13 protein-coding genes are annotated in these 20034 nt (G+C 71.6%); 7 read left to right on the forward strand and 6 right to left on the reverse strand.

The genetic code is table 11. The annotated features are described in order from the left end of the window. The first annotated feature begins 179 nt into the window (after window positions 1-179). From BO64_RS00170 to BO64_RS00200, 7 genes are all read left to right on the forward strand, one after another. Window positions 180-1229, forward strand: a complete 1050-nt coding sequence (locus BO64_RS00170) for an efflux RND transporter periplasmic adaptor subunit (RefSeq protein WP_496401242.1) — start codon at window positions 180-182, stop codon at window positions 1227-1229. 12 nt (window positions 1230-1241) lie between these two features. After that, a complete protein-coding gene (locus BO64_RS00175; protein WP_496401243.1) occupies window positions 1242-4418 on the forward strand; it encodes an efflux RND transporter permease subunit in 3177 nt (1058 codons plus the stop codon). Then, window positions 4415-5827 (forward strand): efflux transporter outer membrane subunit, encoded by a 1413-nt coding sequence (locus BO64_RS00180; protein ID WP_496401244.1) that lies wholly within the window; start codon window positions 4415-4417, stop codon window positions 5825-5827. Before BO64_RS00175 ends, BO64_RS00180 begins: the two co-directional genes overlap by 4 nt. Before the next feature lie 126 nt (window positions 5828-5953). Next, the gene (locus BO64_RS00185) at window positions 5954-9376 is read left to right on the forward strand and encodes a response regulator (RefSeq protein ID WP_496401245.1); all 3423 of its coding nucleotides are present in this window, start codon (window positions 5954-5956) and stop codon (window positions 9374-9376) included. A 9-nt stretch (window positions 9377-9385) separates the two neighbouring features. Beyond that, window positions 9386-10210 carry a CheR family methyltransferase gene (locus tag BO64_RS00190; protein ID WP_496401246.1) on the forward strand — a complete coding sequence of 275 codons (825 nt, stop codon included), beginning with the start codon at window positions 9386-9388 and terminating at the stop codon, window positions 10208-10210. Further along, entirely contained in the window at window positions 10207-10782 is a 576-nt protein-coding gene (locus BO64_RS00195; RefSeq protein WP_496401247.1) for a chemotaxis protein CheB, read from the forward strand. The genes BO64_RS00190 and BO64_RS00195 overlap by 4 nt, the downstream gene beginning before the upstream one ends. Further along, complete coding sequence (locus BO64_RS00200; RefSeq protein ID WP_496401248.1) at window positions 10779-11921, forward strand: hybrid sensor histidine kinase/response regulator; 1143 nt, start codon at window positions 10779-10781, stop codon at window positions 11919-11921. The genes BO64_RS00195 and BO64_RS00200 overlap by 4 nt, the downstream gene beginning before the upstream one ends. 12 nt (window positions 11922-11933) lie before the next feature. Here BO64_RS00200 and BO64_RS00205 read toward each other — a convergent pair whose 3' ends face one another. From BO64_RS00205 to BO64_RS00230, 6 genes are all read right to left on the reverse strand, one after another. Next, entirely contained in the window at window positions 11934-13250 is a 1317-nt protein-coding gene (locus BO64_RS00205; RefSeq protein WP_496401249.1) for a DUF1254 domain-containing protein, read from the reverse strand. 110 nt (window positions 13251-13360) lie between these two features. Then, complete coding sequence (locus BO64_RS00210) at window positions 13361-15412, reverse strand: BatD family protein (RefSeq protein ID WP_496401250.1); 2052 nt, start codon at window positions 15410-15412, stop codon at window positions 13361-13363. 47 nt (window positions 15413-15459) lie between these two features. Then, window positions 15460-17172 (reverse strand): vWA domain-containing protein, encoded by a 1713-nt coding sequence (locus BO64_RS00215; protein WP_496401251.1) that lies wholly within the window; start codon window positions 17170-17172, stop codon window positions 15460-15462. Further along, window positions 17169-18191, reverse strand: a complete 1023-nt coding sequence (locus tag BO64_RS00220; RefSeq protein WP_496401252.1) for a vWA domain-containing protein — start codon at window positions 18189-18191, stop codon at window positions 17169-17171. The genes BO64_RS00215 and BO64_RS00220 overlap by 4 nt, the downstream gene beginning before the upstream one ends. Next, the gene (locus BO64_RS00225; RefSeq protein WP_496401253.1) at window positions 18188-19081 is read right to left on the reverse strand and encodes a DUF58 domain-containing protein; all 894 of its coding nucleotides are present in this window, start codon (window positions 19079-19081) and stop codon (window positions 18188-18190) included. Before BO64_RS00225 ends, BO64_RS00220 begins: the two co-directional genes overlap by 4 nt. A gap of 10 nt (window positions 19082-19091) precedes the next feature. Next, window positions 19092-20021, reverse strand: a complete 930-nt coding sequence (locus BO64_RS00230; RefSeq protein WP_496401254.1) for an AAA family ATPase — start codon at window positions 20019-20021, stop codon at window positions 19092-19094. Window positions 20022-20034 lie beyond the last annotated feature (13 nt).

Raw genomic sequence — 20034 nt, forward strand, 5'->3', positions numbered from 1 at the left:
TTCGCGCCCATAAGTCACCGCCCGTTGACTTGATGCCGCGCGCCTCCCCAGCGCGTCCGAGGGATAACAGACCTATGCAGACCTTCCGAACGCTGGCGCCGATCGCGCTGGCGAGCTTGGCGCTTGTTGCTTGTGGCGCGAAGGAGGGAGCACCGGTCCCGCCCGCTCCCGTGGTGTCCGTGGCCACTCCGCTGAAGGAGAAGGTTCGGGACTGGGATGATTTCACCGGCCGCTTCGAAGCCGCCCAGACCGTTGAGGTTCGCGCCCGCACCAGCGGCTACCTGCAGGCGCTGCACTTCCGGGACGGCGACTTCGTAAAGAAGGGCCAGCTGCTCTTCACCCTCGACGACCGCCCGGCCCAGGCCCAGCTCGCCGCCGCCAAGGCCCAGGCCGACCTCGCCCGCACCGAACTGCGGCGGGCCGAGAGCCTGCTGGCCGCCAAGGCCATCTCCCAGGAAGAGTATGAGAACCGCCGCTCGGCCGCCGCCGTGGCCGAGGCCACGCTGCGCGCCCGCCAGCTGGACGTCGAGTTCACGCGCGTCACCGCGCCCATCTCCGGCCGCATCTCGGCCCGGCGGGTCGACCCCGGCAACCTCATCGCCGGCGGGACCTCCCAGGGCGACGTGCTGACCACCATCGTCTCGTCCGATCCGATCCACTTCGTCTTCGACGCTTCGGAAGCCCAGCTCCTCAAGCTGCAGCGGCAGATGGGCGGCAAGTCGGGCGGCCTGACCTCGGCGCCGGTGCAGGTGCGCCTGCAGGACGAGGCCGACTACCGCTGGGACGGCCACGTCGACTTCCTCGACAATGCGATCGACGCCCAGTCGGGCTCCACCCGCATCCGCGCCGTGATCCGCAACCCCAACGGCTTCCTGAAAGCCGGCATGTACGGCGCGGCCCGCATGGCCGGAGCCGGCGCCTATGAGGCCCTGCTGATCCCCGAGACCGCCATCGTCTCGGAAGGCCCGCGGAAGGTGGCCTATGTGGTGGGCGCCGACGGCATGCCGCAGTCGCGGCCGCTGACCCTCGGCCCGGTGATCGACGGCATGCGCGTGGTCCGCGCCGGCCTGCGTCCGGATGACCGGGTGATCGTCAACGGCGTCCAGCGCGTCCGGCCCGGCCAGAAGGTCGAACCCCGCAGCGTCACCCTGACCCGCAAGCCGGCGGAAGCCGCGGCGCGTCCCGCCCCGGCGACGCCCCCGGCCTCCACCGGCTCCATCGTCCGCTAGGCCGTCGCCCACATGAAGTTCTCCCGCTTCTTCATCGACCGGCCGATCTTCGCCGGCGTGATCTCGGTGTTCGTGGCCCTGCTCGGCCTGTTCGCCTATCCGCAGCTGCCGCTGTCGCAATATCCGGAGATCGCCCCGCCGACCGTGGCGGTGATGGCGAGCTATCCCGGCGCCTCGGCTGAGACCCTCGCCGAGACCGTGGCCGCGCCGCTCGAGCAGGAGATCAACGGCGTCGAGGGCATGCTCTACATGACCTCGTCGTCCTCCAACGGGACGGTGCAGCTTACGGTCACCTTCCAGCCCGGCACGGACCTCGACGCCGCCCAGGTGCTGGTCCAGAACCGGGTGGCCCTGGCCGAGCCTCGCCTGCCCGAGCAGGTGCGCCAGATCGGCGTGACGGTGAACAAGCAGTCCACCGGCTTCCTGATGCTGATCGCCCTCACGTCGAACGACCCGTCGGTCGACGTGGACTATGTGGGCAACTACGCCAACTCCACCCTCCGCGACCGGCTCCTGCGCGTGCCGGGCGTGGGCGGGGTGCAGCTGTTCGGCGGCGGCTTCTACTCCATGCGGGTCTGGATCGATCCGCAGAAGGCCGCGGCCCGCAACCTCACCGCCGACGAGATCGTCGCGGCCCTGCGGGCGCAGAACGTCCAGGCGTCAGGCGGCGCCCTCGGCCAGGCCCCTGCCGATCGCGGCGTCGCCACCCAGCTGCCGGTGCAGGTCCAGGGCCGCCTGGGCACCCCCGACGAGTTCGCCGACGTGGTCATCCGCACCGACGCCGACGGCCGGGTCACTCGGGTCCGGGACGTCGCCCGCGTCGAGCTCGGCTCGCAGGACTACAGCGTCCGCGGCTACTTCGGCGGCGAGCGCGGCATCGGCATTGCGGTCATCCAGCAGCCCGGCTCCAACGCCCTGTCCACCGCCAAGGGCGTGCTCAAGGCCGTGGAGGAGGCGAAGGCCGACTTCCCGCCCGGCGTGACCTACACCATCCCCTACAACCCCACCGAATACGTCCAGGCCTCGGTGGACGCCGTGCAGCACACCCTGATCGAAGCCATCGTGCTGGTGGTGCTGGTGGTTGTGGTCTTCCTGCAGACCTGGCGGGCGGCGATCATCCCGATCCTCGCCATCCCGGTGGCGCTGGTGGGCACCTTCGCGGTGCAGCTGGCCCTGGGCTACTCGATCAACTCGCTCTCGCTCTTCGCCCTCGTGCTGGCCGTCGGCATCGTCGTCGACGACGCCATCGTGGTGGTCGAAAACGTCGAGCGGAACATCCGCGCCGGCATGTCGCCCAAGGAGGCGGCTTACCGCACCATGGACGAGGTGAGCGGCGCCCTGATCGCCATCGGCCTCGTGCTGCTGGCGGTGTTCGTGCCCACCGCCTTCGTGCCGGGCATCCCGGGCGAGTTCTACCGCCAGTTCGCGGTGACCATCGCCGCGGCGGCGTCGATCTCGCTGCTCGTCTCCCTCACCCTGTCCCCGGCCCTGGCGGCCCTGCTGCTCAAGCCGCACCAGGAGGGTCATCACGGTCCCCGCTGGCTGCGCCCGCTGCAGCGGGCGGGCGGCTGGTTCAATCAGACCTTCGATGCGCTGTCCGACCGCTACGGCCGGATGACGGCGCGCTTGGTGCGGGCGAGCTTCATCGTCCTGGTGATCTACGGCGGCCTCCTGGCCGTCACCGGCTGGCGCCTGGTGGCCACCCCCACCGGCTTCATCCCGCAGCAGGACCAGGGCGTCCTGATCGGCGTGGTTCAGCTGCCGCCAGGCGCTTCGCTCGAGCGCACCGACAGCATCGTGCGCCAGGCGGCGGCCGAGGTCTCCCAGATGGCCGGCGTCGAGAACGTGGCGGCCATGGCCGGGCTGGACGGAGCGAGCTTCTCCAACGCCTCCAACGCGGCCACCATGTTCATCCGTCTGAAGGACTGGGACGAGCGCGGCGCCAAGCTGAGCGCCGACGCCGTGGCCGGGGCCATCATGGGCAAGCTCGGCGCGGTGGAAGAGGCCAACATTTTCGTCCTCTCGCCCCCGCCCGTTCAGGGTCTGGGCAATGGCGGCGGCTTCAAGCTGATGGTCCAGGACCGCTCCGGCGCCGGCTACCGCCAGCTCGAGGAAGCCGCCAATGGCCTGATGATGGCCGCCGCCGGCTCCTCCCAGGTCCAGGGCGTCTACAACCAGTTCAACACCGGGGCCCCGCGGGTGACCGCGGACGTCGACCGGCAGCGCGCCCTGATGATGGGCGTTCAGCCGCAGGCGGTCTTCAACACCCTCGGCACCTATCTGGGCTCGGCCTACGTCAACGATTTCACCCTCGGCGGCCGCACCTTCCGCGTCACCGCCCAGGCCGAAGCCTCGGGCCGCGACGACATGGCCGACATCGCCGACCTGCGGGTCCGCGCCTCGTCGGGCGCCCTCGTCCCGCTGGGTTCGGTGGCTCAGCTGCGCGACGACACCGGCCCCACCCGGGTGGTGCGCTTCAACCTGTTCCCCGCCGCCGAAATTCTCGGCTCCGCCGCGCCGGGCGTCTCGTCCGGACAGGCCCTGGGGGCCATGGAGCAGCTCGCCGACAGCACGCTGCCCCAGGGCATGGGCTATGAATGGACCGAGCTGGCGTTCCAGGAAAAGGCGGTGGGCAACACCGGGGCCCTGGTGTTCGTCATGGCCGTGGTGCTGGTGTTCCTGGTGCTCGCGGCCCAGTACGAGGCCTTCACCCTGCCCCTGGCGGTGATCCTGATCGTGCCGATGTGCATCCTGGCGGCCCTGGTGGGCGTCACCCTGCGTGGCCAGGACAACAACATCCTCACCCAGGTCGGCCTGGTGGTGCTGGTGGCCCTGGCGGCCAAGAACGCCATCCTCATCGTGGAGTTCGCCAAGCAGGCGGAGGAGCACCATGGCCAGGACCGCTTCCAGGCGGCCGTGACCGCGGCCCGCACCCGCCTGCGGCCCATCCTCATGACCTCCTTCGCCTTCATCCTCGGCGTGGTGCCGCTGATGCTGGCCACCGGTCCGGGGCAGGAGATGCGCCAGGCCCTCGGCACGGCGGTGTTCTTCGGGATGCTGGGCGTGACCTTCTTCGGCCTGCTGTTCACGCCGGTCTTCTACGTGGTCTGCCGCAAGCTCGCCGAACGCCTGCCCAAGCCGCCGAAGACCACCGCGACCGAAGCCGAGATCGAAGGGAGCCGCTCGTGAGCGCCCGCAACCTGCTGACGGCCGCCGCGGCGGCCGCCCTCCTCACCGCCTGCGCCGCCGGCCCCGACTACCGGGCGCCGGGCGCCATCGCCGGGACCGCCGGTCCCTTCACCAGCGCCGCCACGGCGCCGGTGAACGCCGACCAGCCGCCCGCGGACTGGTGGCGGCTGTACCAGGATCCCGCCCTGGACGGCCTGGTGGCCGAGGCCCTGGCCAACAATCGCGACCTGGCGGCTGCGGCCGCCAACCTCGCCCAGGTGCGAGCCTCGCTCTCCGAGGCCCGTGTCGGCCGGCTGCCCGCCACCACCGCCTCCGGCGCCGCCACCCGGGCGCGCCAAGCGAACCCGGCCACCGGGCAGTTGGTGGACAGCGAGACCGTCTCGGCCGGCCTCGACGTGGCCTATGAGGTGGACTTCTTCGGCCGGGTCGGCCGCTCGATCGAGGCGGCCCGCGCCGACCGCGACGCCGCCCAGGCGGCGCTGGACGTGGTGCGGATCACCGTCGCCGCCGAAACCGCCCGGGCCTATGCCGACGCCTGCGCCGCCGGCGCCCAGCTCGACGTCGCCCAGCGGACCCTGGCGCTGTCGGAGGAGACCGCCGCCCTCACCCACCGCCAGCTCGACGCCGGCCGCGGCACGGGTCTCGACGTCTCCCGGGCCCAGGCCCAGGCCGAAAGCGCCCGGGCGGCGATCCCGCCGCTTCAGGCCCAGCGCGACGCCGCTCTCTTCCGCCTCTCGGTGCTGGTGGGCCGCCCGCCGGCCGAGGTCTCGCCGCAGGCCGCAGCCTGCCGCGTCATCCCGCAGATCGCCGCCGACCTTCCGGTGGGCGACGGCGCGTCCCTGCTGGCCCGCCGGCCCGACGTGCGCCAGGCCGAACGGCGCCTGGCGGCGGCCACGGCCCGCATCGGCGTGGCCACCGCTTCGCTCTATCCGCAGGTGACCCTGGGCGGCTCTGTGGCCAGCATCGGCGGCGAGGGGCGCGACCTCGGCGACCAGGTCACCTTCAGCGTCGGCCCGCTCATCACCTGGAGCTTCCCGAACATCCTCGTGGCCCGGGCTCGCATCGCCCAGGCCGACGCGGCGGCCCAGGCGGCCTTGGCCAACTTCGAGCAGACGACCCTCGTGGCCCTGCAGGAGACGGAAACCGCGCTCAGCGCCTATGGCCGGGAGTTGGACCGCCGAGCGGCCCTGCGCCGCGCCCGGGACGAAAGCGCCGAGGCGGTCCGCCTCGCCCGCCTGCGCCAGGAGGCCGGCCTGGACAGCTTCCTGACGGTGCTGGACGCCGAGCGCACCTTGGCGGCCCTCGAGGCCCAGCTGGCCCAGTCCGAGGCCCAGGTGACCTCCAACCAGATCACCCTGTTCAAGGCTCTGGGCGGGGGCTGGCAGGCCGAAGCCGCACCCAGGTCCTGATCGGCCGGAGGGGCCATCACGCCCCTCCGTTCCGATACGTGCGTCATTCAACGATTTGCGAACGCAACTTGATTGCTTGGCCGCTGAACAGCTAGGCAGGGCCTCTTGCCCACAGAGAGGATGCCCATGTCGCAGCCCCGCGCCCGCCAAGCATCCCTGAGGTCCGCCGACATCTGGACCGGCGTGGGACTGGCCGCGGCGCTGCTCTTCTTCGCCATCAGCGGCGCCATCGCCTATTCCAACGTCCAGAGCCTGCGGGAAAACAACCAGCGCATCGTCGGCACGCACAATGTGATCGTCGCGCTGGACGAACTGCTCTCCACGCTCCAGGACGCCGAGACCGGCCAGCGGGGCTATCTCCTCACCGGCGACGCCGGCTACCTCGAACCGTACGAGGCCGCGGTCGCCACGGCGACCTCGCGGATCAATGCCGTCGCCGAGCTGACCCGCGACAGCGCCACCCAGCAGACCAACGTGGCCCAGCTGCGCCTGCACATCGAGGCCAAGCTCCAGGAACTGCGGGATACCATCACCGTCCGCCGCGAGCAGGGCCGGGACGTCGCCCTGGCGCTGGTGGGCACCAACCGCGGCAGGGCCGAGATGGACGCCATTCGCGCGCGCATCGACGTCATGCGCCGCGAAGAGACGCGCATCCGCCAAGACTATCTGACGGAGATGGAGGCGGCCTATCGCACCGCCGTCATAAGCGGAATCGTCTCCGCCCTCTTCGGGGGCGGCCTGGCGATCGCGGTCTCGGCTCTCGTACGTCGCAACACCCGGGCCCGGGCCCGGGAGGAGTGGCTGCAGTCCGGCCAGGTCGGCCTGGCCGAGGCCATGATGGGCGACAAGACCGTGGAGGAGCTCGCCGAGAACATCCTCGCCTTCCTGTCCCGCTATGTGGGCTTCCAGGCAGGGGCCCTGTTCAAGGGTGAGAACGGCCTGTTCCATCGCGCGGCGACCCTGGGCGTGCCCGCCGAGGCCGACGTGCCGGAACAGTTCCACACCAAGGAGGGCCTCCTGGGCCAGGCGGTGGCCGAAGGCCGGGCCATGGTCCTAACCGACATTCCCGACGGCTATCTGACCTTCGGCTCCGCCCTGGGCCGCCACAAGCCGCGGCATCTGGTGATCCTGCCGGCCAAGGCCGACGGAGAGGTCAACGCCGTCCTGGAACTGGGCTTCCTGCAGCCGGTCGAGGACCGTGCCTTGGACCTGCTGGAACATTCGGCCGGCGCCATGGGCGTGGCCCTGCGCTCGGCCCGTTACCGCGCCGACCTGCAGCAGGCCCTGGAGGAGACCCAGCGCCAGTCCGAGGAACTGCAGGTCCAGAGCGAGGAGCTTCGCGTCTCCAACGAGGAGCTGGAAGAACAGGGCCGGGCCCTGAAGGAGTCGCAGATCCGGCTCGAACAGCAGCAGGCCGAGCTGGAGCAGACCAACAGCCAGCTGGAGGAGCAGGCTCAAGCCCTGGAGGCCCAGCGCGACGAGCTGGAGCGCACGGCCCAGGCCCTCGAGGAACAGGCGCGGCAGCTGGAACAGGCCAGCCAGTACAAGTCCGACTTCCTGGCCAATATGAGCCACGAGCTGCGCACGCCGCTGAACTCGCTGCTCATCCTCTCCAAGCTCCTGGCCGACAATCCGGACGGCAACCTCACCGACAGCCAGGTGGAATACGCCCGGACCATCCAGTCGTCCGGCAACGACCTGCTGTTGCTGATCAATGACATCCTCGACCTCTCCAAGATCGAGGCTGGCCACCTGCAGATCCATCCGGAGCAGGTGTCGGTGCGCCGCCTGGCGTCGGACCTGCGCCAGCTGTTCGAACCGGTGGCCGAAACCCGGGGCCTCACCTTCGAGGTCGAGGTGGCCAAGGACGCCCCGCCCGCCGCCGAGACCGACCGGCAGCGGCTGGAGCAGATCCTCAAGAACCTGCTCTCCAACGCCTTCAAGTTCACCGAGCGCGGCGGCGTGCGCCTGACCATCGCCTCCGCCGGCGAGGATCGGCTGGCGCTCTCGGTGATCGACACCGGCATCGGCATCGCGCCCGAGCAGCAGGAGAGCATCTTCGAGGCCTTCCGCCAGGCCGACGGGACCATCAGCCGGCGCTATGGCGGCACAGGCCTTGGCCTTTCCATCTGCCGCGAACTGGCCCGCCTGCTGGGCGGCCAGATCACGCTCAAGAGCCAACCTGGCGAGGGCAGCGCCTTCACCCTGACCATCCCGCTGGCCTATGAGGGCGCCGCCCCCGCCGAGCCGGCCCGGCCGCCGGAGCCCGAGGCGGCCGCCCCCGCCGCGCCCGCCCTGCCCCGGATGCGCCAGCGCCCCGCCCCGGCCAGCATCGATGACGACCGCGAAGCCCTCACCGATGCGCGGCGGCTGCTCCTGGTCATCGAGGACGACACGGCCTTCGCGGGCATCGTCCGCGACCTGTCACACGAACTGGGCTTCCAGTGCATCGTGGCCACCACCGCCGAAGAGGCCCTCGTCCTCGCCCGCCAGCACCGGCCGAGCGCAATCGTCCTCGACGTGGGCCTGCCGGACCAGTCCGGCCTCACGGTGCTCGACCGCCTCAAACGCGACGACCAGACCCGCCACATCCCGATCCATGTGATTTCGGCCGCCGACCATACCCAGACGGCGCTCTCGCTGGGGGCGGTGGGTTATCTGATGAAGCCCGTCCGCCGGGATCAGCTCGCCGAGGTGCTTCAAGGCCTGGAGAGCCAGCTCACCCGCACGGTGCGGCGGGTGCTGATCGTCGAGGACGACGACGTCCAGCGCGAGGCCGTGCGCAAGCTGCTGTCCTCCCGCGATGTGGAGACCGTGGGCGTCGGCACTGCGGCCGAATGCCTGGAACAGCTGCGCTCCGGCGTCTTCGACTGCATGGTGCTGGACCTGTCGCTGCCCGACGCCTCGGGCTTCTCCCTGCTGGAGACCCTGAGCGACGGCGAACACGCCTTCCCGCCGGTGATCGTCTACACCGGCCACGACCTGTCGCCCGACGACGAGCAGCGCCTGCGCCGCTACTCCAACTCGATCATCATCAAGGGGGCCAAGTCGCCCGAGCGCCTGCTCGACGAGGTCTCGCTGTTCCTGCACCAGGTGGTGTCCGAACTGCCGCCTGAGCAGCAGCGGATGATCCAGAAGGCCCGCAACCGCGACGCCGTGCTGGAGGGCCGCCGCATCCTGGTGGTCGAGGACGACGTGCGGAACATCTACTCCCTCACCAGCATCCTCGAGCCGCGTGGCGCCAAGGTGCAGATCGCCCGCAACGGCCAGGAGGCGCTCGACGCGCTGCGGGAGTCCGTGGACTATCCCGAGCGCACCATCGACCTCGTGCTGATGGACGTGATGATGCCGGTGATGGACGGCCTCACCGCCACCCGGGAGATCCGCCGCGACGGCCGCTGGGGCGGCTTGCCCATCATCACCCTCACCGCCAAGGCCATGCCCGACGACCAGGAGCGCTGCATCGCCGCCGGCGCCAACGACTACATGGCCAAGCCCATCGACGTGGACAAACTCCTGTCTCTGGTGCGCGTCTGGATGCCCCGGTGAGCGTGACCCGTGCCTGACGCCGTCGAAGACCTGGAGATTCATCTCCTGCTGGAGGCGCTCTATCGGCGCTACCACTACGACTTCCGCAACTATGCGCGGGCGTCGATCAAGCGTCGCCTGGTCCAGGCCCGTCAGCACATGGGCTTCTCCAGCATCTCGGCTCTGCAGGAGAGCCTGCTGCACGATCCGGCGACCCTGACGCGGCTCCTGGGCTACCTGACGGTGCAGGTCAGCGAGATGTTCCGCGACCCGTCCTACTTCCGGGCCCTGCGCGAGAAGGTGCTGCCGCACCTGCGCACCTATCCCTCGCTGAAGGTGTGGGTGGCCGGCTGCAGCCACGGCGAGGAGCTCTATTCCCTGGCGATCCTGTTCCGCGAGGAAGGGTTGCTCGACCGGACGCTTTTCTACGCCACCGACATCAACCCCGAGGCGCTACGGGCCGCCGAGGCCGGCGTCTATCCGCTGGAGCGCATCCGCAAGTTCACCGAGAACCATCAGAAGTCGGGCGCGCGCACCTCCCTGTCCGACTACTATGTGGCGGACTACGGACGGGCCATCTTCGACAAGACGCTGCGCAGCCGGGTCGTGTTCTCCGACCACAGCCTCGTCACCGACGCCTCGTTTGCGGAGATGCAGCTCATCTCCTGCCGCAACGTGCTGATCTATTTCGATCGCGGCCTGCAGGACCGGGCCATCGGCCTCTTCCACGACTCCCTGGCCCGCAAGGGCTTCCTGGGCCTCGGCTCAAAGGAGAGCCTGCGCTTCTCGTCCCACGCTGGCGCCTTCGCCGAATTCGTGCGCGAGGAGAAGATCTACCAGAGGCGCGAGCCGTGAGCGGGCCGGACATCCGCATGGTGGCGATCGGCGGCTCCGCCGGGGCCGTGCAGGCGCTGCTGCAACTTCTCCCGGCCCTGCCCGCCGGCTATCCGCTGCCGATGCTGGCCGTGGTCCATCTGCCGGCCGACCGGGACAATGCGCTGGTGCCGCTGCTGCAGGACCGCTGCCGGGTCAGTGTCAAGGAGGCGGAGGACAAGGAGATTCCTGCGCCGGGCGTCGTCTATTTCGCCCCGTCGGACTATCATCTGCTGCTGGAGGCCGACGGCGCCCTGGCCCTGTCCTATGACGAACTGGTGAACCATTCCCGCCCCTCGATCGATGTGCTGCTGGAAAGCGCCGCCGACGCCCTGGGGCCGGGCCTGGCCGCCATCGTCCTCACGGGCGCCAACGAGGACGGGGCGGCGGGCCTGAAGGCGGTGGCGGAGGCCGGCGGGATCGCCATTGTCGAGGATCCGGCGAGCGCCGCCTCTCAGACCATGCCCGAGGCGGCGCTGCGCGCCTGCCCGGCGGCGACGCCCATGAACCTGGATGAGATGACTTCCTACCTGCTGCGCCTGGGGGCCCGATGACCCGCCTTGAGGAGCCCATCAACTTCCTGCTCGTGGACGACCTGGAGGAGAACCTGCTGGCCCTCGAGGCCCTGCTCCGCCGGGACGGCCTTGCCTGCCTGAAGGCCCGCTCCGGCGAGGAGGCGCTGGAGCTGCTGCTGGTCCACGACGTCGCCCTCGCCCTGCTCGATGTCCAGATGCCCGGCATGGACGGCTTCCAGCTGGCCGAATTCATGCGCGGCGCCGAGCGCACGCGGCACGTGCCGATCATCTTCCTCACCGCCGGCGCCGCCGATCTCCAGCGGCGCTTCCGGGGCTATGAGGCCGGGGCCGTGGATTTCATCCAGAAGCCGCTGGAAGCCGACATTCTCCGCAGCAAGGCCAACGTCTTCTTCGACCTCTACCAGCAGCGGCGCCAGATCATGGTCCAGCGCGACGAGCTGGAGGCCTATGCCGAGCGCCTGCGCACCGTCGACCGCAACAAGAACGAGTTCCTGGCGGTCCTTGGCCACGAACTCCGCAATCCGATCATGGCTCTGGGGGCAGGCCTGCACTTCCTCAAGCGCCCCCGCGATCCCGCCAAGGTCGACGAGATCCATGCCCAGATGGAGCGTCAGGTGCAGCACCTGACCCGCCTGGTGGATGACCTGCTCGACATCTCGCGCATCGACCAGGGCAAGATCGCCCTCAACAAGGACAGGGTCTCGCTGCAGACGGTGCTGGAATTCGCGGTTGAGGCCAGCCGGCCCCAGATCGACGCCGCTGGCCACACCCTCGACGTCGACGTGGCGGCCCCGCCCACCTGGCTGCACGGCGACGCCACCCGGCTCGCCCAGGTGCTCAGCAACCTCCTCAACAACGCCGCCAAATACACCCCCCGCGGCGGGCGCATCAGCCTCTCGGCCCGCGCCCAGGACGGCTTCGCTGAGATCGAGGTGGCGGACACCGGAATCGGCATCCCCGACCACATGCAGGCCGAGATCTTCGAGCTGTTCGCCCAGGTGAAGGGGCCGGTGGACCGGGCCCAGGAGGGCCTCGGCATCGGCCTGGCCCTCGTCAAGCAGCTGGTCGAACTGCACGACGGCGCCGTGTTGCTGAAGCGCAGCGCCCCCGACCAGGGCAGCACCTTCGCGATTCGCCTGCCGATCCTCCAGGCCTGAGCCGGTTCGGCGCTACAGCGCCTCGAGCGGCGGCAGGCGGTAGCTGCCGTCGAGCAGCGGCTCCTTCGGCAGATAGACCCGCAGGATCGCCGAGAACGGCCGGCCGCTCGGTGTCGGCAGCCAGTTGGCCTGCATCGCCCCGGCGGGCGCCTCGCGCTGCATCAGGATCTCCAGCCCGCCGTCGGGCGTCCGCACCAGCCCCGGCGAGCGGTCGCCGAGGGCCCAGCGGTTGAGCGGGTTGGGCGTGAAGAAGAACTGCCCGTCCGGCGTGGCCTCGTACACGGTGAGCGACCAGAACGACTCCGCGGGCGGCAGGGCGTCGCCAGGCAGGCGCAGCCGGTAGCGCTTTGCGCTGTCGAACGTCGGCCGGCCTTCCGGGGTCACCGCCCGCATGTACATGGCCTCGACGTTCGGCAGGGCCGCGAGGCCGCCGACCGCGATCTGCGCCCGATAGAGATAGTCCTGGCCGAAGTCGCCGAGATTGGCCCTGGGATAGAGCCAACCCTGCTCAAGCCGCCCGGCGCGCCGGGAGAGCAGCAGCATCCGGGCTTCCACGGCGCCAGCCTGGATCTCCACCGCCTCGGCCGCACTGAACCGCGATGCGTCGAAGCCGGCCGCGGTTCCCACGCCCAACGGCGCCATGCGGGCCAGCCAGAGCCGGTCGGTGGCGGGCGGCGGGTTCTCCCGCATCAGCTCATGTACCGAGGCGAAGTACTCGGCCCAGGGCGCGGTGCGGCGGGCGGGCGGCTTCGGCGTCGGCGCGGTCGGCCCCTTCACCAGGATGCGGTCCTGCACGGCGTTGGCGGCGGCGAGGTCCGCCTCCCCGTCCACCAGGGTCCGGGCCAGCAGCCAGACCCAGGGCGTGGGCGAGCGGATGGCTCCGGAATCGGCGTTCGCCGCGTCGGGCCCGATGATAGTGAACTCGCCGCCGTCCTCGCCCGTGGTGCGGGTGCCGAGGATGGCGAAGTTGTTGGAATACATGTCCATCAGCGCCACGGACATGTAGCGGCCGGGGCTCGGCGGCAGCGTCAGCCGCACCGGCCCCTGGCGCAGGTCTAGCCAGGCCCGGGCGTAGAGGGTGTCGTTGTTGGGCGTCGTGACGCGCTGGGTCTCCACCGTGGTCAGCGTGCGCTGACGCATCAGGGTGTTGGGCGGCGCATTGTTCAGCGCTTCGCTGCGCGACCCCGCCATCTCGATCAGGGCCAGGCCGTACAGCCAGGCGTCGCGGGCGGCCGCCCTCAGGGTCGTCGGCCCCGCGGCCGGGGCAGGTCCGAACGGGGCTAGGCCCGCGGCCGCGCCAAGGGACAGCAGGAAGCTGCGGCGTTCCATGAAACTCCTCCCGTCTGCGCCCGGCCGCCGATCGCGCCGCGCCGAGTCGCCGCCGCCAGCATCGGCCAAGGCCCCCGCCATCGCCAAGCGTCCGAAAGTGCGGCTGTGGATCAGCCCGGCGTGGCCCGCCAGACCCAGACCAGATGCTCGGTGCGGACCCAGCCGGTCCGGCCGTCGGCCAGACGGACGCGGCGCCAGCCCAGGAAGCTCGCGCCGTCGGCCCGGGCCGTCGCGCCCGCCGGCAGCTGTGCGGGCGCGGTCTCCGCCGGTGTTTCGACCGGCGCGGGACGGAGGGGCGCGGCTTTCCAGACGATCACCGCATCGGGAGCGGCGAGCGGCCCATAGGCCCGGAGCGACCAGGCGGCGAGGCCTCCTGCAAGAACGCCGGCCACAATCAGCGCCGCCCCGGCTCGCGTCCAGAGGGGCGACAGCCGCCGGTAACGCGCCAGAACGCCCATACCCGCGCCCAGGGAGCCGATCAGCGCTGCCCCCAGCACAGCCCAACGCCACGCCGGCGCGGACAGAGCGTCGGCGAGCCTCGCCCCCGGCCGCGGCGTCTGCGGATCAACGCCGGCCTTGTCGGCGACGAGTATCCACAGCCGCCTCGTCTCGGCCGCGCGCGGCGCCTGCACCCACGCCACGGCGGCATGTCCGGCAGCTTCGTCCCACCGCCGCTGAGCGCCCAGAACCACGGCCAAGTCGTGACGGGAGCGCCAGTCCAGGGGCTGGACCGCAAGCCGCGCTGTCAGAGCCGCCTCGTCGCTCGCGGCCGCCCGGGCGAAGTCCGGCGCACACACCGAAACCGCGGCGGCGGCCAGGGCCGGCAGCAAGCTAGCGCGCCGCAGGATACTGCGTGGATCGAAGGGCGGCGGTCGCCCCAGGGCTCCCAGGGCGGCGACCGCGCGTTGGCGCCAGTCCGCCGGCAAGGCGGCGTCGCGGGCGTAGAGCGCAAGGTCAGCCTCCTCCCAGAGCACCCGCCAGGCGCTATCCGCCGGCAAATCCTCGGGCGTGGGCGCCGCCTTGCCAACACCAAGGCGCACGGCCGCATCCGCCTGCCAACCACGCAGCAGGCGCGCAGTCTCGGCCGGATCCCGCACCCGACCGAGCCGGTCCAGGGTGCGGGCGAGACGGCCATGCGCCCTCCTGGGCCCGCGGTGCGGATCGAGACGCCGTGCCCGCGCGAACGCCAGGGAGAGCCAGAGGGCCAGCACGGCGCCAGGGCCCGCCGCCAGAGCCGCGAACCAGACCCCGTCCCGCGGCGGCGGCGTCGCCTGGCCAGGGCTTGCCAGCAATTGCGGCAGGGCCTCGCCGTCGGGCGGAGCCGAGGCACCGACCGGGGGCGCCGCGCCCTCGCCGCCGGGCCCCGGCTGGACGTGCACCGGGACCGGCGCGGACCGCAGACGGACATATCGGCCCGCCGCCGGGTCGAAGGCGACGAGTTCCACCGCCCCCAGGACATAGTCGCCGGCGCGACGGGGCGTCAGCTTCACCGTCTCTCGCAGACTACGCGCGAATAGGGTCTCGCCCGCTTCTTCCACCGATGGCGTCCCGATCAACTCGAAGTCCCGGGACAGGCGGCGAGCGGGCAGCCCCCGGATCGCCGGCCAGGAGCCTGCGCCATCAAGGGACACGGTCCACGACAGCGTCTCGCCCACGCGCACCATAGTCCGGTCGACCGTGGAGGTGAGGTGGAAGGCGCCGACTGCCCCGGAAAAACCGGGCGGCGGCGACGGCAAGGGGCGAACCGTCAACTGGGCCGCCGTCGTCTGCACCGGCACGGCCGCGGTGATCGCCCGCTCGTAGTCCTCAGTCCTGAGCACGCCCGTGCGCAGCACCATCATCTGGCGGGCGGGCTGCAGGCGGACGGTCCCCGGCTCTAGCGCCACGGCCTGGGTCCGCCGCTCGATCACGGCCATGTCCGAGCCCGTCGCCATCTCGCGAAGCTTCGGCTCGCTCCAGGCCTCGGCCACCAGTGGCGCGGCGGTCCAGGCCATGTCGCCTTCGAGGTGTCCGAAATCCGCCCAGTTCACCCGCCAGGCCAGGGCGAGGTCGAACACCTCTCCAGCCCACACTTCCCGGGGGGTCTCAAAGGCGCCCGTGGCCTTGGGCGCTGCGGGCGGCGTCTGGGCTTGGCCGGCGCCGGCTGCCAAGGCGACCGCCAAGCCCGCAAACGCCGGGATCGTCAGCCATGAACGAAGCAAGGCGCAGATCACCAGGTCTGCTCCGCAAGAGGCTCGCCATGGGGGACGGGCGGCTGCATGAGACGGAATAGGTCCGCAGGCGAGTCTTCACGACGCAGCGCCTCCAGGACCGCAAGCGGCCGCACCAGGGCGGTATTGCGCCACTCCGCTGGATCGAACACGTCTCGTTGGGCGCCGCCGACGCTCTGCAGGCCCTGTTCGCCCGCCGTGGGCTCCTGGGTCTCGCCCGCCGTCCCCTTCTGGCCGCCCGCGTCGCCCGCCTCGTCCGGCGCCTTGAGCTCGCCCGTCCCGTCCAGGGGCTCGTTGGCAGGGTCGGCCGGACCGGGATCGTCCAGGGGAACGGGCGGCGGAGGAACACGCAGCCGCCGCAGACGCGCTTCCAGGGCCGTCCAGTCGGCGCGTCGCGGATCGAGCCGACGCCCCGCGTCCACCGCCTCAAGGCCATCGCGCAGGACGCCGTCTTCCAAGGCGTGGCCATGTCCACGGTGGATCTCGCCATACCGGATCGCCACTTCGGCCACCGCAAGATAGTCGCCCGCGTCCAGGGCGGGCTTCGCGATCAGGCGCTCGACCAAGGCGACCATGCGATCCAGCGGCTCGGCCTCAGACGGATCCGGTGGCCGGCTCTGCGACAGGGCGCTCGGCGGCAGGAGCGGCAGAAGCGCGGCCAGGCAGATCGTCGCCGCCGCAAACCGACCGCCCCGCCGCGGGGGGGGCCTCGGCTCGGCCGGATGCTCCCGCACGAGACTGACCGCCAGCATGATCAGGGCCGCGGCGAGGAAAAGCGCAGACCACTCCCGCCGTCCGGCGCCGGGGCCCATCGCAACGGGACTCGCCGCCTCTCCGGCGCGCGCCTGGATCGTGCGGACGGCCTCGGCCAGCGCCCCGGGGCCGTCGAGCCTGGACGCCTCCAGGTAGCGGCCGCCCGTCGCCTCGGCCAAGGAGGTCAGGACCGCGGGCTGCGCACGCGAGACCACAGGCGTCCCCGCGGCGTCTCGCACCGGCCGACCATCCACATCGACGACGGGAGCTCCATCCGGACTGCCAAGCCCCACGGCCACCACCGCGACGCCGGCCTCGTCCAGAGCGCCCAAGCGGTCACGCCATGCGCCGGGCTGGGCTTCGCCGTCCGACAGCACCACCAGCACCCTGCCCGGCCGCGGCGTCTCGCCGAAGGCCGCCAAGGACCCATCCAGCATCGCCGCGAAATCCGTCCCCGCCTCCACCAGGTGCCACGGCTGCAGCGCCGGCAGAAAGGCGCCCATCAGGGCGCGATCCTCGCTGGGCGGCGCCAGGACATGGGTCGAGCCGGCGAAGGCCAGGAGCCCCACAGGGTGATCCGCCAACTCGGCCTCCAGCCCTTGGGCGAGCGCCCGCGCCCGTTCCAGGCGGGACGGCGCGGCGTCGGCGGCGAGCATGCTGCGGGAGAGGTCGAGGGCGATCACCACCGGTCCCGCGGGGAGACCCGCTTCGGGCGCCGATCCGGGCGCGCCCTGCGGACGGGCCAGGGCCGCCGCCACCAGCAACACCGCCCCGGCGTGCAGCCAGGCGCGACGCCGCCCGATGCGGCCAAGACGCACCCGGCCGCCGAGAACCTCGCCCCGTAGAATTCGCGGCCCCTCAACATCCGGCCCGGCGCGCCGGTCGCGCCAGGCCTGGATCGCCAGGGCCAGCGGCGCGAGCAGCGACAGCCAGAGCATGTGCGGCCAGGCGAAACTCATGCCGCCGCCCGCCTCCGCCACCGGGGCGATGTTCCCGGGAAGGCCAACAACAGGGCCGCCAAGGCCGGCCCGGCGAACCACGGGTAGAGTTCGACGGCCTGCGTGCGATGCCGCACCTCGACCTCGGCCTTGCGAGCCTTGTCGATGGCGGCGAAAGCCTGCTTCAGCCCCTCGACATCGCCCGCGGCGAGGTATCGTCCGCCCGTCGCGGCGGACATGGCCTGCAAGGCCTCCACGTCCAGGCTGGAAGGCAACTGGCGCGTACCGATCCGCCGGCCGGTGTCATCGAAGACCGGGAACGGCGCCACGCCCCCGCGCCCGGCTCCGATGGTATAGACCGGGATCTTGCGGGTCCTGGCGATCATCGCCGCTTCAGGCGGGGTCAGGCGGCCGCTGGTGCTGGCCCCATCGGTGAGCAGGACTACGAACTGCCCCGTGGCGTCTTCACCGTCTCGCCGCCCCTGTTCGAGGCCGGCGAGGGCGAGGCCGAGGCCATCGCCGATGGCCGTACCGTCCTCGATCAGCCCGATCTTCAACCCCTCGATCCGGCTCTCCACCCAGGCGAGGTCGCGGGTGAGCGGCGCCAGGGTGTAGGCCCGGCCGGCGAACACTACGACGCCAATCCGGTCATTGGGGCGGTCGGTGATGAAGCGCCGGATCACCGGCCGCACGGCCTCCAGCCGATTGATCGGCCGGCGATCTTCCCCCCGGTAGTCCTCCGCCAGCATGGAGGTCGACAGGTCGATGACCAGCATCAGGTCATGGCCATGGGTGATCGCCTCTGCATGGCGTTCCATGCGCTGCGGACGGGCGGCCGCCACGGTGATCAGGGCCATCGCCAGGCAGCCGAGGATCAGCCGAAGGCTTGGCCGGGTGCGGCGGCGGCCCGAGGCCCAGGCGGCGGCATAGGGCACGAGAAGCACCGGCGCGCGGCCGCGCCAGGCGCGCAGGGCGAGCACGGCGGGGATGATCAGCAGACCCGCGAGGACCAGGGGATGCTCAAAACGGAGGGCGCTCATGCCGCCGCGCCGCGGGCGCCGCGGCGGCGCAGGAAGCTCGCCAGGGCCGCCAGGGGATCGGCCGCCGCATCCACCATCAGTCGGTCGGCGGGATCCGGCCACCAGGCCGCCCAGGCCTGCTCGCGCGCGGCCCGCCAGGCGGCGTGGGCCGCCCGGCTCGCCGGACTCGCCTCCACCCAGGCCAGCGCCTGGGCCGTGGGATCATAGGCCGCAAAGCCCCCGGCGGGCGGCCCGGTCCGCTCCCAGGCGTCTTCTACGCGCACGCCGATGGCGTCGTGCCGGCGCCTCAGCCGCGTCCAATCCGGGGGCGGCGGCCCCTCCGGCGGATCGCCCAGCAGCACGAGGAAGGCGCCCTGCGGGATCGGCTGGCCGAGTACCGATGGCGGCGGCCCGGCCAGGGGATCGGGCGCCGTCCCCGCGAACAGCTCGGCCGCCGCCGCGAGGGCGTGGGCGCGATGGCGGCTGGGCGACCGGAGTCTCACCCCGTCGGCGCGCAGGTGGATGAGACCCACCCGCTCGCGGTTGATGACCGCCAGCAGCATGATCAGGGCGGCCAGCTCCAGCAGAACGTCGCGCTTGCTGACGGCGCCCGAGCCGAACTGCAGGGCCGGGCCGTCCTGGACCACCACGAGCACGGTCGGCTCCCGTTCGGCGATGAAGACCTTGCGGTGCAGCTCGCCGAGCCGGGCGGTGACGTTCCAGTCCACGTCGCGGACATCGTCGCCGAAGACATATGGCGTCACCTGGTCGAAGTCCCGTCCGCGCCCCCGGAAGATCGACCGCGCCGCCCCCGCCAGGGGGCCCGCCACGGGACTGCGGCGCAGACGCCACTCGAGCTTGCGCAGGGCGTCCAGCGCGCGGGGATCCAGCGTCCGGGGCGGAGCCTGCATGGGGTTTCGCTCAGTCCGGCACGGCCACGGTTGCGACCGTCCGGGCGACCACGTCGTCGGGCGTGAGCCCCAGCGCCTCGGCCTCATAGGTCAGGGCGATGCGATGCCGCAGGACATCCTGCGCCAACTCCTGCACCAGGGCCGGCGTCACGTGATCCCGCCCCCGCAGGAAGGCCAGGGCCCGGGCCGACTGATAGAGCGCCAGGGAGGCCCGGGGCGAGGCGCCGAAAGCCAGCAGCGCCACGCCGTCGGCGCCCGGCTTCACAAGATCCCGGGTGGCCCGCACCAAGGCCAGGACATAGCCCTCGATCTCCGTGGCGACATGCACCCCGTCCACCGCAGCCCGGAGGCGCAGAAGCTCAGTCCCGTCGGACACCGCCTCCAGCACCGGCGCCTGGGCGGCCGACCCCCAGCGGCGCAGCATGGCGAGTTCGTCGTCATGCGACGGGTAGTCCAGGCCGAGCTTGAACAGGAACCGGTCCATCTGGGCTTCGGGCAGCGGATAGGCTCCCTCGTGCTCCACCGGGTTCTGGGTGGCCAGGACCAGGAACGGGTCCGGGAGGCGATGCTGCGTCCGGCCGATGGTGACCTGACGTTCCTGCATGGCCTCGAGCAGCGCGCTCTGGACCTTGGCCGGAGCGCGGTTGATCTCGTCGGCGAGCACCAGGTTGGCGAACACCGGCCCGAGGTGGGGCGTGAACCCCCCGTCCTTGGGCGAATAGACCATGGTCCCGATGATGTCGCTGGGCAGCAGGTCCGGCGTGAACTGGATCCGCTCGCAGGAGAGCCCCAGGGCCGAGCCCAGCGACTTCACCAGCAGGGTCTTGGCGAGGCCCGGCAGCCCCTCCAGCAGCACATGCCCGCCGACGAGGAGCGCGACCTGCAACCGCTCGACGATATGGGCCTGCCCGAGCACCGCCTTGCCGACCTCCGCCGACAACCGTCGCGCCCAG

The sequence above is a fragment of the Phenylobacterium composti DSM 19425 genome, assembly GCF_059568645.1.

Bases quoted from the DNA above. Each gene is read 5' to 3' on its own strand.
- BO64_RS00175 (WP_496401243.1), top strand. From the start codon at position 1,242: ATGAAGTTCTCCCGCTTCTTCATCGACCGGCCGATCTTCGCCGGCGTG.
- BO64_RS00185 (WP_496401245.1), top strand. From the start codon at position 5,954: ATGTCGCAGCCCCGCGCCCGCCAAGCATCCCTGAGGTCCGCCGACATC.
- BO64_RS00200 (WP_496401248.1), top strand. From the start codon at position 10,779: ATGACCCGCCTTGAGGAGCCCATCAACTTCCTGCTCGTGGACGACCTG.
- BO64_RS00205 (WP_496401249.1), bottom strand. From the start codon at position 13,250: ATGGAACGCCGCAGCTTCCTGCTGTCCCTTGGCGCGGCCGCGGGCCTA.
- BO64_RS00215 (WP_496401251.1), bottom strand. From the start codon at position 17,172: ATGAGTTTCGCCTGGCCGCACATGCTCTGGCTGTCGCTGCTCGCGCCG.
- BO64_RS00220 (WP_496401252.1), bottom strand. From the start codon at position 18,191: ATGAGCGCCCTCCGTTTTGAGCATCCCCTGGTCCTCGCGGGTCTGCTG.
- BO64_RS00225 (WP_496401253.1), bottom strand. From the start codon at position 19,081: ATGCAGGCTCCGCCCCGGACGCTGGATCCCCGCGCGCTGGACGCCCTG.